The 16,902-nt window shown below is 38.8% G+C and carries 15 protein-coding genes and 1 other annotated feature; of the genes, 2 read left to right on the top strand and 13 right to left on the bottom strand.

Annotation, left to right across the window (positions count from 1 at the left end):
- Positions 1-194: 194 nt before the first annotated feature.
- From FHR85_RS02385 to zapA, 4 genes are all read right to left on the bottom strand, one after another.
- Positions 195-2,552 (bottom strand): endonuclease MutS2, encoded by a 2,358-nt coding sequence (locus tag FHR85_RS02385; protein ID WP_167260698.1) that lies wholly within the window; start codon positions 2,550-2,552, stop codon positions 195-197.
- The gene (gene polX / locus FHR85_RS02380) at positions 2,542-4,266 is read right to left on the bottom strand and encodes a DNA polymerase/3'-5' exonuclease PolX (RefSeq protein WP_167260696.1); all 1,725 of its coding nucleotides are present in this window, start codon (positions 4,264-4,266) and stop codon (positions 2,542-2,544) included. Before polX ends, FHR85_RS02385 begins: the two co-directional genes overlap by 11 nt.
- Positions 4,267-4,331: 65 nt before the next feature.
- Complete coding sequence (locus FHR85_RS02375; RefSeq protein ID WP_167260694.1) at positions 4,332-4,871, bottom strand: CvpA family protein; 540 nt, start codon at positions 4,869-4,871, stop codon at positions 4,332-4,334.
- Positions 4,868-5,134: a cell division protein ZapA gene (gene zapA, locus FHR85_RS02370; RefSeq protein ID WP_167260692.1), complete on the bottom strand. Its 267-nt coding sequence runs from the start codon at positions 5,132-5,134 to the stop codon at positions 4,868-4,870. The genes FHR85_RS02375 and zapA overlap by 4 nt, the downstream gene beginning before the upstream one ends.
- 135 nt (positions 5,135-5,269) lie before the next feature.
- On the opposite strand from zapA, the gene rnhC reads away from it, so the two are divergent.
- Complete coding sequence (gene rnhC / locus FHR85_RS02365) at positions 5,270-6,181, top strand: ribonuclease HIII (protein ID WP_167260690.1); 912 nt, start codon at positions 5,270-5,272, stop codon at positions 6,179-6,181.
- A gap of 256 nt (positions 6,182-6,437) precedes the next feature.
- On the opposite strand, the gene pheT is transcribed toward rnhC, so the two are convergent.
- The 3 genes from pheT to FHR85_RS02350 all read right to left on the bottom strand — a co-directional run bounded on the left by pheT (position 6,438) and on the right by FHR85_RS02350 (position 11,017).
- Positions 6,438-8,867 (bottom strand): phenylalanine--tRNA ligase subunit beta, encoded by a 2,430-nt coding sequence (pheT, locus tag FHR85_RS02360; RefSeq protein ID WP_167260688.1) that lies wholly within the window; start codon positions 8,865-8,867, stop codon positions 6,438-6,440.
- Between the two features lie 16 nt (positions 8,868-8,883).
- A complete protein-coding gene (pheS, locus tag FHR85_RS02355; protein ID WP_167260686.1) occupies positions 8,884-9,918 on the bottom strand; it encodes a phenylalanine--tRNA ligase subunit alpha in 1,035 nt (344 codons plus the stop codon).
- Positions 9,919-9,980: 62 nt separating this feature from the next.
- Positions 9,981-10,219: a binding site (T-box leader), on the bottom strand.
- A 45-nt stretch (positions 10,220-10,264) separates the two neighbouring features.
- Positions 10,265-11,017 carry a TrmH family RNA methyltransferase gene (locus FHR85_RS02350; protein WP_167260684.1) on the bottom strand — a complete coding sequence of 251 codons (753 nt, stop codon included), beginning with the start codon at positions 11,015-11,017 and terminating at the stop codon, positions 10,265-10,267.
- Between the two features lie 98 nt (positions 11,018-11,115).
- On the opposite strand from FHR85_RS02350, the gene sspI reads away from it, so the two are divergent.
- On the top strand, positions 11,116-11,328 hold the full coding sequence (gene sspI, locus FHR85_RS02345) for a small acid-soluble spore protein SspI (protein ID WP_167260682.1): 213 nt from the start codon (positions 11,116-11,118) through the stop codon (positions 11,326-11,328).
- Positions 11,329-11,598: 270 nt separating this feature from the next.
- Here the strand turns inward: sspI and FHR85_RS02340 are convergent, their stop codons facing one another.
- The 6 genes from FHR85_RS02340 to FHR85_RS02315 all read right to left on the bottom strand — a co-directional run bounded on the left by FHR85_RS02340 (position 11,599) and on the right by FHR85_RS02315 (position 16,857).
- Entirely contained in the window at positions 11,599-12,591 is a 993-nt protein-coding gene (locus FHR85_RS02340) for an ABC transporter substrate-binding protein (protein ID WP_167260680.1), read from the bottom strand.
- Between the two features lie 17 nt (positions 12,592-12,608).
- Positions 12,609-13,367, bottom strand: coding sequence for an ABC transporter permease (locus tag FHR85_RS02335; protein ID WP_167260678.1), 759 nt, complete (start codon positions 13,365-13,367; stop codon positions 12,609-12,611).
- On the bottom strand, positions 13,351-14,139 hold the full coding sequence (locus tag FHR85_RS02330; protein WP_167260676.1) for an ATP-binding cassette domain-containing protein: 789 nt from the start codon (positions 14,137-14,139) through the stop codon (positions 13,351-13,353). Before FHR85_RS02330 ends, FHR85_RS02335 begins: the two co-directional genes overlap by 17 nt.
- Positions 14,140-14,326: 187 nt before the next feature.
- Positions 14,327-15,388 carry a M42 family metallopeptidase gene (locus FHR85_RS02325; protein ID WP_411955579.1) on the bottom strand — a complete coding sequence of 354 codons (1,062 nt, stop codon included), beginning with the start codon at positions 15,386-15,388 and terminating at the stop codon, positions 14,327-14,329.
- A gap of 104 nt (positions 15,389-15,492) precedes the next feature.
- Positions 15,493-15,981 (bottom strand): dUTP diphosphatase, encoded by a 489-nt coding sequence (locus FHR85_RS02320; RefSeq protein ID WP_167260672.1) that lies wholly within the window; start codon positions 15,979-15,981, stop codon positions 15,493-15,495.
- Between the two features lie 303 nt (positions 15,982-16,284).
- Positions 16,285-16,857 (bottom strand): TVP38/TMEM64 family protein, encoded by a 573-nt coding sequence (locus tag FHR85_RS02315; RefSeq protein WP_167260670.1) that lies wholly within the window; start codon positions 16,855-16,857, stop codon positions 16,285-16,287.
- Positions 16,858-16,902: the final 45 nt, after the last annotated feature.

Below are 16,902 nucleotides of genomic sequence, written 5' to 3'. Positions count from 1 at the left end.
ATTATTTTGTGAAATTTCTGAATTAATGAAGTCTAAAAAATGACTATGAAAATCCTCAAGACAATCATAGTCATTTAATAAAGTATATTAGTTCATCACGACAAATAGAATACCGACAATCACAAAAAGTGCTGCAACCACCCATAGAACTTTCGCTAATGTTTCCATACTATTCTCGCATCCTCTCTAAACCATTAAGCTAATTTTAAGATCGTCACACCTGTTCCGCCTTCATTGGCGTGACCAAATTCACTTCCTTTAATTGAACGATGCTCTTTAGCAAACTGTTGAACACCTTTCATTAAGGCTCCAGTCCCTTTACCATGGATGATTGACACTTTATGATAACCAGCTAATAAAGCTTCATCAACATACTTTTCGAGTTGTTGAATAGCATCTTCATAACGTTGACCACGAAGATCTAATTCAGGCTTAACATGAACTTGTCTTCCTTTAACAACTGGTGAAGGTTTCGTATTATCTGGCTCAGGTCTTTTGACAAACTCTAATTGTTCTTTAGCGACTTTCATTTTCAAGACGCCAAGTTGCACTTCATATTCCTTATCATTCACTTGTTGCACAATCGTACCTGCTTGGTTGAACGTTTTCACATGAACTTCATCACCAGGTTCCAATGAATGTATGGGTTTAGTCGACTCAGTCTTTTCTTCTTGCTTATCAGACCCTTTTAAAGCCGCTTTCTGTTGATCAAGCTTCGTTCGTGCTTCGATGAAATGGTGATCTTTCACTGAATGCTCATCACGTAACTGTTTTAAATCCTCTAAAATTTCCTCAGCTTCTTCGCGAGCCTGATCCAATACTTTTTCAGCTTTTTCTTTCGCTTTCTCTTCATGTTGCTCTTTCTTATTCAAGTATTGATTGTATTCATGTTTTAAACTACGATAAAAGTTTTCAGCTTCTTCTAAAGTTTCGGCTGCTTGTTGATAATCACGTTCCGCTTCATGTCTAGATTGTTCAAGAGAAGCGATCATATTTTCGACTGAACGAGAATCATCACTGACCATCGATTGGGCTTTTTCAATAACAGTTTCACTTAAGCCAAGTCGGCGAGAAATATCAAACGCATTACTACGTCCTGGTACGCCAATAAGTAAACGATAAGTCGGTTGCAATGTTTCAACATCAAATTCAACAGAAGCATTAGTCACTTCATCACGATTGTAGCCATACGCTTTTAACTCTGGATAGTGTGTTGTAGCAATGACGCGCGCTTTTTGCTCAATGACATAATCAAGAATAGACATCGCAAGACCCGCGCCTTCCTGTGGGTCAGTACCAGCGCCTAACTCATCAAACAAGACTAAACTACTCTCTGTGACCTGATTGAGTATATCAACAATATTTGTCATATGTGATGAAAATGTACTTAAGCTCTGTTCGATCGATTGTTCATCACCAATATCAGCAAAAACATGGTCAAAAACAGCTAATTCACAGCCGTCTAATGCTGGAATCTGTAGACCTGTTTGTGCCATCAAGGTACAAAGGCCGACCATTTTTAATGCTACTGTTTTACCACCTGTATTGGGGCCTGTAATAACAATGGCCGTGTAGGTATCACCTATCTCAATATCATTACTCACAACATTTTCGTCTTCTAATAATGGGTGACGTGCTTGGCGCATGCGAATAAAGCCATTTTCGTTCATAGTCGGTTTTGCTGCTTTCATATGCCGTGCTAATTTTGCTTTTGCAAACATAAAATCAATCTGTTGCAAAGCATTAACATTTTCACGTAAAAAGTCACGATCCGCTTGAATTTGTTCGGATAACGACTTTAATATGCGTTCAATTTCATGTTGTTCTTCTACACGTGCTTCTTGCAATTTATTATTCATCTCAACGACTGACTGTGGCTCGATGAACAACGTTTGGCCTGATGATGACTGATCATGAACCATCCCACCAAAGTGACTACGATATTCTGACTTCACGGGTAAGACATAACGATTATTACGAATGGTAACAATCGCATCAGACAACATCTGACTTTTCGATTTCGTAAATCCTTCTAATCGATCACGCACACGACTTTCATACGACCTTATCTGACTACGGATCGTACGAAGCTGACTTGAAGCCCCGTCCATCACATGGCCATAATCATCAATACAACTTCTGATTGATCGTTCTAATTGATGGAGATTCGAGATTGATTCTGTTCGTTCAGTTAAGATCGGGATCTCAAGTTCTTCTTCCTCATCAAAATTAGCCACAAATTGTTTAAGCTGTTGTCCACCATAAATGGTGCTAGCAACACCTAATACTTCTTGAGCAGATAATAGACCACCAATTTCAGCACGTTTAACCTGTGGTCGAATATCTCGAATTCCGCCTAATGGAATATGACCCTTTAACCGTAGAATTTGTACCGCTTCATCCGTTTCACGTTGCCAATATTGAATCTCAGACAATTCTGTTGAGGGTTTCATTTGATTAACTTGTTCATGTCCTAAGCTGGTTTCAGCTTGGGCACTTAATTGTTCTATAATCTTGGGATACTCTAATTGTTTCAAAATTTTATTGTTCACTTGACTCACCTTTTTTCTTCATCAAAAAGCGTTGGACATGTTCAAGCGACCATGTATTGATGACCGTTTCTGGTTTAATCCAACCTTTTCGGGCTGCCTGTACACCTGTACTCATATCCTCTAACATACGATAATTGTGCGCGTCAGTATTAATCGCAATAGTTGCGCCACGGTCTTGAGCAATCTGCAAATAAGACCATGCTAAATCCAAGCGATTTGGATTCGCATTAAGTTCAATAATGGTATTATGTTCAACTGCTAAATCAATAAATCGTTCTATATCAACGGGATAACCGTTTCGCTTGCCAATTAATCGCCCAGTTGGATGCGCAATCATATGAACATATGGATTTTTGATTGCTTGTTCTAATCGCTTCATAATCGTTTCTTCATCTTGATTGAAATTCGAATGAATCGATGCAATGACAAAATCAAGTTCTGTTAGAAAATCATCATCAAAATCAAGTGTGCCATCTGGTAAAATATCCATTTCAACTCCGGCAAACACATGAATATCGTCATACTTTTGATTGGTTTCGTCAATTAATTGACGTTGTTGCCGCAATCGATCCTCATTTAATCCGTTAGCTACCTGTAAGTACTTAGAGTGATCAGTGATCGAAATAAATTGATAACCATAACTTCTTGCACGATTAACCATTTCATCAAGTGATTGTGCTCCATCGCTCCAAGTCGTGTGCATGTGCAAATCACCCTGGATATCATCAATCGAAACAAGGTCAGGTATCGAACTGTCTACTTCCTCACCCGTTTCACGAATTTCAGGTGGGATATAATCGATTCCAAGATAGTTGAAAAATGATGCTTCATCATTAAATGTTTTCACGTCTCCTGTTTCGACGTTTTCAATTCCGTATTCGCTGATTTTATAGCCTTGTTCTTTCGCTAAACGGCGCATTTCAACATTATGGTCTTTTGAACCTGTAAAGTGATGCAATGTCGTAATAAATGCTTCAGGCTCTACCAAACGGAAGTCTACCGATAAATCCCATTCACTTTCAACTACTACCGTGACTTTAGTGGAACCCTTAGCTTCAACAGCTTTTACAATTGATAGCTGAACTAACTGCTCAGCTACATTTTCTGGTTGATTCGTCGCAATAATAAAATCTAAATCTTTTACATCTTCACGTAATCTTCTAAAACTACCTGCAATAGCATAGCGTTCAATCGAATCAATCTGATCTAATTCAACCACAAGCGCTTCATACGTTGGAATTACACTTGAAAGTGGTAGTCGCTCTGGTCGAGTTCCCTGTTCATCTAGCGCTTTAAGGATTTTCTCAACGGACTTCTTACCAAAACCACTTAAAGCTTCAATATCACCACGATCAGCCGCTTCTCTTAAAGATGTTTCATCTTCCACGCCTAATTCATGATAGAGTCTTGAGAGCTTTTTGCCCCCTAGACCTTGCACATTTAATAAAGGGATTAATCCTTCAGGCACTTCTTTTTGTAGTTGATTAAGTGTTTCTGTTTCACCATGGGTAATATATTCCTCAATAACCGCCTTCGTCCCTTTACCGACACCTGATAAAGATCCAATATCATCGATCTCATCTAGCGACCGTTCATCACGTTCCAGCGTTTGTGCTGCTTTGCGATAAGCAGAAATTTTAAATGCATTCTCACCTTTTAGTTCCAAATGTACGGCAATTGTTTCTAGATGTTTAATCACTTGTTTTTTATCCATTTCATTTACCACCTTTATAAACAATCTCACAAAGAAAAGAGGTTGTCACTCATGACGAACCTCTTTTAAGCGTCTTGTTCAAACCACGCATTCTTAAGCGCTTCAGTTAAGACAGGTGTATGTTCAATCATAAACGACGCTATTATTGAATCTTGAATAATACTTTGCACGAAACCTACTGATAACAAGGAAATACCAAATAGTAGGATGAAAATAATAATATACGTTTCAATAAATCCTAAAATCGCTCCTAATAAATTATTCACACTATTTAATATAGGCATATTAGCTACGAAATCAAGCATATTAGCTAGAATTTGCATCAAGATCTTAACAATAATAAAGATAAGTATGAAAGCAACACTATTATAAAAGGCATCAGAAATACCATTTACAGACAATGCTTCAGCCCAGAAGTGGCCTTCATCCGCCTCAGGATTCGGAACCCATAATTCAAGCATGCCAGCTAGATCGCGGTAATAAAGATAAGCGACAATAAAGGCGACCATGAAACCTGTTAAGTGTAGTATTTGTAAGACAAAACCTCGTTTTAGTCCAATTAAAAAACCTAATATAAAAATAATAATTAAAATTAAATCAATCATTTCTTGCGATCCTCATTCCTATGGTTTTGTATAAGTGCATCATAATCTTGTTTTAATTTAAGATAATCATTCATTGTATTTAGTGCTGTCAAAACGGCGAGCTGTGTCGTATCATAGGATGGTTGAGCGAATTGTATCTCATCCATTTTCTGATCAACTAAGCTTGCGACCATTTTAATTTGTGATGGTGATTCCTCACCAACAACTGTATATTTACGATTATGAATATCAACTGTAATTCTATTCTTTTCATAATCCGACATCAGGAAGGCCTCCTCACCGTTATTCTAAACCATATCGTAACACGATTTAATCTATTTAGGAAAGTACTCAAAAGATGTGAATACCTATTAATCACATGATATACTAAAGCCATTGAATCATAAAGGAGTTAAACCATGGGACAAACCGTTATTAAAGCCGATCAACAAACGCTCGATAAAATGGAAAAATACTACGAAAACACCAAAGTTAATAAACAGCCTCCACACACCGTTTTTGTTGCAAAACAAACTAATGTAACTATCACAGCCTATCAATCAGGCAAAGTGTTGTTTCAGGGTAGTGATCACGCTGAAGAAGCTTCTAAGTGGGACGCAAACCCCCAAACGCAAAAGAAGCAGCATAACGTTGAAAGTCATTCAAAGGCCATTTTAAACCAGGATCATATTGGTTCTGATGAAGCAGGGACGGGTGATTATTTTGGTCCTATTACAGTAGCCGCCGTTTATGCAGATGAAAAGCAACAAGCTCTATTAAAAGAATTAGGTGTTAAAGATTCTAAGTCCATGAATGACAGCACGATTGCATCTATCGTGAAAAACATCCTTGAAACGGACATTGTCTATAGTATCGTGACGTTAAACAATGAAAAGTATAATCAACTTAAGAAACAAAGCTGGTCACAAACGAGGATGAAAGCTTGGATGCATCATAATGCGATTGAGAATGTGATGAATAAATTAGACCACGTCACACCAAGCGGTATTGTGATTGACCAATTTTGTGAACCTGGCGTTTACTACAATAAGATTAAAGCGTCGGATGCAACACCACATAGCGACATCACTTTTTTAACAAAAGCAGAAAGTCAATCGACATGTGTAGCAGCAGCCTCTATGCTAGCTCGATATCGTTTTGTTCAGGAAATGGATCGACTTTCTAAAAAGGCTGGTTTCACTTTACAAAAAGGGGCTTCACAAAAAGTCGATCAGCAAATTAAACGATTAATCGATACGAAAGGTGAAGCATTTTTAAATCAAATTGGTAAAGTCCATTTTGGTAATACACAAAAAGCGAAAAAACTATAAAAAAACGGGCGGCTTCAATGAACGAAGCCGTCCGTTTTTCGTTTAATAGGCTTACTGATTAATCAGTGACTCAGTTTTTAATACCAGCGCGATAAATGATTTATCATCGAGTGCGGTCGCTATATCATCGAGTGATGACGATTTTCCATTGAGTGCGGTCACTATATCATCAAGTGATGACGATTTACCATCAAGATCGCGTCAAATATCAGCGAGTTAGCTTAGAATACCATCGCCCTAGTCAAATTGGTGAACTCTAACCACGTAATACAGCATCGTATTGTGTTTGTAAGTATTCAACAATGGCTGTTCGTGCTTGGTCAATTTCTTCATCTGTCAACGTTCTTTCTTGATGTTGGAATATTAAGTTGAATGCAACAGATTTCTTACCAGCTTCCATGTGTTCACCTTCGTAAACATCGAAGACACGCACTGATTCTAAATGTGGTTGACCTTTTTCTTTAATAGCTTCTGCAAGTTCTGCAGCAGGAGTTGATTGATCAACGACAAATGCTAAGTCCTGTGCAATCGCTGGGTATTTCGTGATTGGCTTGTAACCAGCTTGTGTATTCGTAACAGCTAATAAGGCATCTAAATTCACATCAAAAACATACGTTTCTTGTAAGTCATGTTCTTTTTGGACAGTTGGGTGAACTTGACCGACGTAACCAATCACTGTTCCGTTTAATTCAATCAGCGCAGTACGTCCTGGATGCAAGTCATCGATTTCACCTTGTTTGAATTCAATACCGTCAATCGCTAAATAATCGAATAACCCTTCTAATATGCCTTTCAAGACAAAGAAATCAACTGATTTTTGAACACCTTGCCATGGATGATTTTCCCACAGACCAGTTACAGCGGCTGCCAATCGTACCCTCTCATCTGGTTGTGTTCCTTCGCCTTCTGTTTGCGTGTAAACAGATCCTAATTCATATAGACCTACATTGTATTGGTTACGAGCAACGTTATACTGTAAACTCGATAACAATTCAGGCACAGCACTCAAACGCAAATGACTGTGCAGATCACTCATAGGCATTGCCAATTTAACAGGTGAAACATTTAATTCACGTACATCGGGACTTATAAAGCGTTGAGCTTTTGCTTCTGTTGTTAATGAGTACGTGATCGATTCGTATAAACCACTTGCTTGTAGATAGTCATGAACAGCTCGTAACCGTTTCTGTTTGACCGTTAAACCACCTTGGTCCATTTCGCCAATTGGTAATGTAAACGGAATATTGTCGTAGCCGTATAGTCGAGCAATTTCCTCTAACATATCTTCTTTAATGACAATATCTTGACGACGAGGAGGAGCTGTAACTGTAATTGTTTCACCATCCACCTCATAATCAAACCGCAATCTCTCCATGATTTGAGTCATTTCTTCTAAGGAAATGTCAGCACCAATTCGCTTGACCATTTCAGTTTTTGTAAAGGAAATGACATAAGGCGTCCAGCTAGTTGATCCAGCTTCTACGATATCGCCTAAAACCTGACCTCCGCCTAATGATGCTAATAGCTGTGCTGCACGGCTTGCAGCTTCTTTCACGCGTGTAATATCTAATCCTTTTTCGTAACGGACACTTGCTTCACTACGGATTCCATGATCTTTTGAACTTTGACGAATCGTTTGGGGATCAAAATAAGCCGCTTCAAGTAAAATGGTCGTTGTGCCATCTTGTACTTCAGACTCTTCGCCACCCATGACTCCCGCAATGGCATGCGGTTCTTCACCGTTTGTAATCACAAGATGATGACTTGATAATGTCCGCTCTTCTCCGTCTAATGTTTGAATGGTTTCGCCTTCTTCAGCCATCCGTGTAAGAACTTGATTAGAACCGAAACGATCATAATCAAACGCATGAAGCGGTTGACCATATTCAAGTAAAATAAAGTTCGTGACGTCAACAACATTATTAATCGGACGAATACCAGCACTGATCAAACGATTTTGTAACCAAAGTGGTGATGTTGTAACGGTTAAATCTTTAATGACCCAAGCGCCGTAATATGGATTAGCTTCTTCATTCGCAATCGTGACATCCACATAATCACTGGATTGTTCTTGAGCTTGATCCACTTCACTATTGGGTAATTCAATCTCGTGATCATACATAGCTGCGACTTCATAAGCCATACCTAAAATACTGAGACAATCTGAGCGGTTTGGAGTCACATCAAATTCAATGATTGCGTCATCTAAATTAAGCAATGGAGCAGCTAATTGGCCTGCTTCAACACTTTCATTAAAGACATAAATCCCGTCTTTATAATCATCAGCAATATATTTTTCATCAATTCCTAATTCTTGTAATGAACAAATCATCCCTTCTGATGATTCATCGCGCAGTTTTGTTTTCTTAATCTTGAAGCCTCCAGGTAAGACAGCACCTGGTTTTGCTACGACAACATGTTGTCCACTTGCGACATTGTCAGCACCACAAACAATCTGTGCAATCTCACCATTACCTACATCGACTTGGCAAAGATTTAACTTATCAGCATTAGGGTGTTGGTCACATGCTGTGACATAACCAACGACTAAATAATCACTTACTAATGTAGGTTCAAAAACTTGTTCGACTTCTACACCTGTTTTCGTAATATCTTCAGCTAATTGTTCTGTTGAAACATGATCTATATCGACATACTGTTTTAACCAATTTGTTGAAACTAACATCAATTCATTCCTCCTCTTATACTTGATGGAATTGCTTTAAAAAGCGGACGTCATTCGTGTAGAAATGACGGATATCTTCAATACCGTGTTTTAACATGGCAATTCGCTCTGGTCCCATACCAAAAGCAAAGCCAGAATATTTTTCTGAATCGAATCCAGCCATCTCTAAAACATTTGGATGAACTAAGCCGGCACCTAACATTTCAATCCAACCTGTATGTTTACACACAGAACAACCATGTCCATTACACATTTTACACGAAATATCCATCTCTACTGATGGTTCTGTGAATGGAAAATAACTTGGTCTCAAGCGAATATGGCGATCTTCTCCGAATAGGTGTTTCGCCAAAGTATTAAGGGTCCCTTTTAAATCACTCATGCGGATATTTTCATCAACATAAAGCCCTTCAATTTGTGTAAATTGATGAGAGTGTGTGGCATCATCCGTGTCACGACGATAAACCTTCCCAGGGCAAATAATTTTGACTGGACCACGGCCTTCATGTTTGTTCATGGTTCTCGCTTGGACTGGAGATGTATGGGTACGCATCAACAATTCTTCAGTAATATAAAATGAATCTTGCATATCACGCGCTGGATGGCCTTTCGGTAAATTAAGGGCTTCAAAGTTATAGTAATCTGTTTCGACTTCTGGGCCTTCAGCTACTTCATACCCCATGCCTGTGAATAAATCTTCAATATCACGAATCACATTCATCAGCAGATGTGAACCGCCTACTTGAGAAGGTTTACCAGGCATCGTAACATCAACTGTTTCTTCTTTAAGCTGCTGTTGTAATGCTGCTTGTTCAAGCGTTTCTTGTTTCGTGTCTAACGCTTCAGTAATAGCATCACGAATCTCATTAGCTAATTGACCAATCACAGGTCGTTCTTCTTTTGATAAGTTGCCCATACCTTTCAATACTTCAGTGATTTGGCCTTTTTTACCTAAGTACTTAACGCGTAGATCTTGTAGCGTTTTTGAATCTTTTACTTCTTCTATTTGTTGCAATGCTTCTTCTTTGATCGATTGCAAACGTTCTTTCACGATTAACGCCTCCTTATTTAACTCAGTCAGTTTAATGACAATAAAAAAACGCCCCTTCTCGACGAAGGGACGTGTTATAAACCGTGTTACCACCCTAATTGATATACTTATGTATACCCACTTCATTGCGTTAACGAGAGTTGTCCTCCCGGGTTACTATTACTTACATTACGTAAGGTCCAAGCACCAGCTCCTGAGTGAAATTCATCACACCGTACATTTCGGAAGTTTCCAGTCTTTGACTTCCGTCCCTAATAAACGTATTCCTCGGTGAACTACTTAACTCATTCATTGCTTTTATTCATTTACTTCTAACGAATTATTATAATGAATTTCAATGTATTTTTCAAGTCAATTGGTGAAAGTGATACAAAACAATACTAGTAGCAACAGCCACGTTTAGCGACTCACTTTGAGATGCTATCGGAATATAAAGTGAATGATCAGCTTGTTGAATTAATTCTGGGCGAACGCCATTCCCTTCATTTCCCATGATGACTGTATAGGAATCGCCTTTTTTCACACCTTTTAAAGGCAAGGCTTGCTGGTCTAAGGCTGTCGCATAAACTGGGATTTGATGTTGCTTGCTATAATCAATCCAACTCGAATTGTCACCACGAATAACAGGTATATGAAATAATGCGCCTTGTGTCGCTCGAATAACTTTGTGATTAAATACATCAACTGTACCTTCACCTAAAACAATCAGATCAATTCCAAATGCTAAACCACTACGAATGATGGTCCCAAGATTTCCTGGGTCTTGAATGCTGTCTAAACAAAGAATTTTTCGTGGTGCAGTTGGTATGGATCGTTCTTGAGGTTGTTCAACTACAGCAATAACCCCTTGATTTGTTTCTGTTTGGGATAATTCACTAAATACGTCCTCAGCTACGACAACATGTTCATAGGTTTTCCATGTTTGTGGCAATTCGATCGTTTCTTTAATAATCAATTCATATACATGCCAATCACTTTTAAGGACTTCTTCTACTGAATGCCAGCCTTCTACAAGGGCTTGTCCTTCTTGGTCACGATATTTTCGTTTATGTAGTTTTTTCCATCGTTTAACACGCTGATTTTGTTTTGATTCAATCATGATTCATGAACGCTCCTTATGGTTTCCATTTTATCATACATAATTATAAAATCATTGGTTAAACTACCTTTAGATTACATTGCGATGAGGTGGTTAGAATGGATTTAAATTTACGACAAGCTGTTAAAAATAATATCGCCGGACACAACGAGGATCAACTGGAAGCCACAATTGCAGAAGCGGTTGATAGTGGTGAAGAAAAAATGTTGCCTGGTTTAGGCGTGTTATTTGAAATGTATTGGCAACAAGCTTCTGAAGACGATAGAGAAACCATGTTGCAAACATTAGAGCAAGAAGCAGGAAAGTTATAAGTAGCTTAAGCATAAAATTCCCCGATTACAAAATAGTAATCGGGGAATTTTTGTAAATTAATCATTCCATCAAAGTCCGTTGTTGAATTGTGATCCGCTATCGGTGGACGCTTTCCGCGGGCACGGCTCGAGCCTCCTCGGAAGAAAAGCGCTTCCTGCGGGGTCTCGAGACTCGTGCTTTTTCCGCAGGAGTCGCCACCTTCGCTCCTCACAATTCAACAACTTAGTGCTTATAACTGTACAACAAATAAACACCGACTTTTATAAAATTTAATTAATAAACTCCTTATTAACCAAACCTTCTAAGTCTTGTTGCTCCTCTAAAAAGCCTAGGTCATAAGATGAATCGATGAAATCTTGTAATACTTGTTGGTCAAATTCGTATGAGAATTCAATACGATCCCAAGCATTATCAATGACAGATTGCGATAACTCTTGATCCGTAATATCTTTTATCTTCTTGATCGCGATCGACTTCGCTTCTTCAGGATTGTCTTGAATAAATTCTGTTGCTTGTTTGTGTGCATCAACAATGTTCTGGACTTTCTCCGGTTCATTGTCAACTAAATCTTGTGACGTCACAAAAACAGCTGCAGGCAATGTTTCCCCATAAGCTACCTCAGGCGTATCAACTAACACTTTTCCAGTTCCTTCTTCTTCAATCACAGAAGCCCATGGTTCAGGGACTGTTCCGACATCAACTTTTTCTGTTTCGAACATGCTCGCATAAGTAGCGGGTTTACCCGTTACATGCTTCATCTCGCCACCTACACGATCTGATGTTAAGCCGTACTCTTCTTTCATCATCGTTTCGAATTGGACGTCATGTGTACAACCCACTCTCGGCGAGATAAATGACTTACCAGCTAGATCTTCAGGTGATTCAATACCTGCATCATTTCTCGCCATAATAACCGTACCACCTTTAGATCCTGCACCAACAATATTGATGTCAGCACCACTTGCAAAGTGATTCATCGCTGGACCTGGTCCGACTAAACCACCTTCAATTTCGCCTGTTTCAACTGCCGTCATAAAAGCAGATCCATCTGGAAAATATTTATAATTAACTTCTGTACCATCAGGTAAAGTCTCTGAATATAACTCTTGTTCTTCGGCAACCATTCCAGCTACATGGTTAATATTTGGAAAATATCCAATTGTTATTTCTTCTGACTCACTGCCTTCTGCAGAAGAACCACCACATGCCGTTAATAATGCCCCTACTAATAAAATGAGTGAATAAAACACAATTTTTTTCATCGTTCAATCAACCTTTCTTATGAATTTAATAAGCCCCATCGTTTCATAACATTTCGTTCTAATTTCGAAAAGACGAGCTGGTCTACGACAGCCCCAATTACGCCAATAATAATGATAATGCCAATGACTTGGTCCATACGAGCGTAGTCTTGGGCGAAACTGAGTGAGTAACCTAACCCTGGACCATTACTCAAAAATTCCCCCGCCATTAGAGCACGCCAGCTAAAAGCCCATGCCAGACGAATGCCTTGGATGAAATAAGGAATACTAGCTGGTATTTCAACGCGGTAAAAAAGTTCAAACCCTCGGGCATCCATTGTTTTAGCCGCTCGTAAAAATTGAGGTGGAACACTATGAATCGCTGAACGAACGTTAAGTGCCATAACAAATGTTCCGCCAACAACGACAACGAAAATAACAGCAAGCTCACCAAAACCGAATAATAGGATTGCTAGAGGAACCCATACAATACTCGGGATACTTTGAAGAGCAATCAAATACATACCAGCCGTTTCATCAGCTTGCTTCGACTTCCCTAGAATCACGCCCAATAATGTCCCAATTAATATGGATAAGGATAAACCGATGATTAGATGCTTAAAACTAGCGCCTAGGGCTGTTAATAAATCACCTTGTAAAAAGCCAGTTATTAAGGTATCAAATACTGTAATTGGAGAAGGAACAATATAATCAGGATAAAAGTTCGCTAAATGAATCCCTTCCCAAAGACCTAACATGACAATGATAAATAATAAACGTTTAATCGCGATTTTCATAGCTTAACTCTTCCTTTAATACTTTATTGATTTCCACCTCAAGCAGACTCATGATTTGTTTTTCATATTGGATCACGTCTGGATGATCGCGATGTCTTGGTCTCGGGATGTCGATCGAATAATCCGCAATTATTTTGCCTGGACGTGTTCCCATAACCACAACCCGATCAGACAATTTCACAGCTTCCTGAATGCTATGTGTGACAAAGAGAATCGTTTTCCGAGTCTCGCGCCATATGGCCATCAACTCATCATGTAAAATGTGACGTGTTTGTTCATCTAATGCACCAAATGGTTCATCCATCAATAACACTTTAGGATCCATCGCTAAAGCACGGGCAATCGCCACACGCTGTTGCATACCGCCTGACAATTCATAAGTATAGTGCTCCTTAAAACGACTAAGATGAACCATTTTCAAAAAATCATTAGCTCTCTTCTGAGCATCAGCCTTGGAATACATATGTTTCAAAGGAAAAGTCACATTTTCTTGAACATTCAGCCATGGAAATAAGGAAGGCTCTTGGAAAACCATACCCCGGTCAGGACCAGGTGCATTAATCTGTTCTCCCTCTAATTTCATCTCGCCTTCAGTCAAACTTTCTAACCCAGCAACCATCGCCAATAACGTTGACTTACCACAGCCAGAAGGCCCTAATATTGAAACAAACTGATTTTCTTCAATAGATAAGTCAATATCAGAAAATACTTCAAACGCTCCTTGTTTTTCTCCTGTGAATGTCTTTGCAACATCCTTAAGCTCTAAAAACACATTTATCACCTATTTCTTATAATCCCTATAAACTTAATCGGAATTTAGCTTACAATAATATATTATATAAGGGGGAACATAAATGTGTCAATAAAGTGTGAAAATGTTTAAAGAATTTCATAAAAATACTCCTGATTAAGCAGAATGTCTACTGCTCAATCAGGAGTATAGTAACTGATCTTAATATTTATTGGCCAAAAGTAATTTTTTCAACAGTATCTTGGTCAAGTTTCTTAATAACCTCTACGATTAATTTAACCGCATTCTCATAATCATCACGGTGTAACATAGCAGCATGTGAATGAATGTAGCGTGTTGGCACTGTGATTGATAATGAAGGTACCCCGTCAGCCGTTAGGTGAATAGAGCCTGAATCTGTTCCTCCACCAGCTAGAGAATCATATTGGAATGGAATATCTAGTGATTCAGCTGTATCAACAACTAGATCACGAACACCTTTATGAGAAATCATCGATGCATCATACAAAATGATTTGTGGGCCATCGCCTAATTGCGCAGCAGCTTCTTTATCAGAAACACCTGGCATATCACCGGCAATACCAACATCCACACCAAAGCCAATGTCTGGTTTAATGGCATGAGCTGATGTACGTGCACCTCGAAGACCTGTCTCTTCTTGCACTGTACCGACACCATAAACTTCGTTCGGATGATCTTCACCTTTTAATTCTTTCAATACATCAATGGCGATCGCACAGCCAATTCGGTTATCCCAAGCTTTAGCCAGGAGCATCTTTTCATTATTCATCACTGTAAAATCGAAATAAGGTACGATTGAGTCTCCTGGTCGTACGCCAAATTCCTCGGCTTCTTCTTTACTAGACGCTCCAATGTCAATAAACATATCTTTGATCTCAACCGGTTTCTTACGCTGTTCAGCCGTTAAGATATGCGGTGGTTTTGATCCAATGACACCTGTTACATCACCATGGCGAGTGACAACGCTTACACGTTGTGCGAGCATGACTTGGTTCCACCAGCCACCTAGCGTTTGAAAATATAAGAAACCATTATCATCAATGCGCGTCACCATAAACCCGACTTCATCTAAGTGACCTGCTACCATAACTTTCGGTCCACCAGCTTGGCCTACCTTTTTCGCAATCAAGCTACCTAGATGGTCAGTCGAAACCTCATCACTATAAGGTGATATGTACTTTTGCATGACTTCACGCGCTTCCCGTTCATTTCCGGGAACCCCTTTTGCGTCCGTTAAATCTTTTAACATTTTAAGTTGATCATCTAATTGGGTCAATGTGAGCCCTCCTCTTTTTTTAAAATTTTTTGACACCTTTTTCATTATAACGGAATTCGTAATATTTCTCAAAAAAATTAATATCCGAGATCTTGTCGTTCGTGATTTTTTTCATTTTTGGCTAAATATGCTTGTACAACATCTTGAGTCGAGAAAGACAATGCGCGACCCAACGCAAGATACTCATTCATTAACTGGTTATAATTCGTCTGTGTGGGTTCAGTTTTTAATCGTTCAACCTGACTATAAATGGTATGGAAACTATCAGTTAACGAATCAACTTCAACCGATTGAAATGCATTTTGATCAAATTCAATTCCTAAATCCAAACCTAATGACAGTATGAAATGAACTCCATCAACATATTCTTCTAAAATAACCTCTTGATCACTTGGGCCTTTTTGACTCCAATATTTAAAACATCGCGTTTCATTAGCTAATTCGCTTACTTCAACTACTAAAGCTAACAATTTATCATGATAAACTTCCTCACGCGTTTGCGGTATGGAATCCATTATATGCTGATCTAACTCTGCTTGTAATTGGTATAATCGTTTCCAATCCATTATTTCTCCTCCTAAATAAGTCGATTATTTGTTTAGTTTTAGTCATTATTAAAGTTTGATTTGGTATACAAGTTTAGCTCATAGTTGTTGAATTGTGAGTAGCGAAGGTGGCGACTCCTGGTCGACTAAAAGCGGTCACGTCCTGTGACCAACGTCGACATTAGGCCGTCCGGGCCGTCACGGGAACAGCACGTGCCTCGAGACCCCGCAGGGCAAGCTTTTCGGCCGAGGAGGCTTGAGCCGTGCCTGCGGAAAGCGTCCACCGATAGCGGATCACAATGTCAACAACGGTCTTCAACAAAGTTAGTTTTTAAAAGCAAAGTACTCATCCCATGACCAAATCAATTCTCGCCGTCTTAATAGAAAAAACATCAAGCCTAAAAACAGTATAAACCCAATCAAATAAGTCCATTGTAAAGAATGTAACCACTGACCCAAAGTCGTATAAATAAGCGCTAATGGCATATTGGTAAAAACCGACAATTTAACATACTCTTTAAAATTCCGAGTTAACTCAATCATGATCAATGAAATTAAATGAAAATGAACAAATGGCGTTAATCGTAATAATACGATTTGAGACGTCGATAAGGCTTGTAATTTATATTGCATCAATTCTCTTAAACGATTTAAATAGTGTTGGTCTTTCTGCGAATGGTGCATCATGGCATAAAACATCACACTTGATAAAGTAATCCCAACCCATGAATATAACACGCCATGTGTTAAACCAAACAATAAACCACCAGTAATGCAAATGACCGTAACTGGAATAAATAAAATCGGTCGGATAATATGGAATAGAATGAACAAAACGGGTGTTACGTATGGAATATTTTCTTCCAAATGATTAAACCACGATAAAAGTTGTTCCATCTCCAACCCGCTCCTTGTCACACACCTTTATTTCAGTCTATGACA

The sequence above is a fragment of the Alkalibacillus almallahensis genome, assembly GCF_011761495.1.
GTDB lineage: Bacteria > Bacillota > Bacilli > Bacillales > Alkalibacillaceae > Alkalibacillus > Alkalibacillus almallahensis.
Note: the sequence above shows the minus strand (reverse complement) of the source record. Positions and strands in the feature narration are given on the sequence as shown.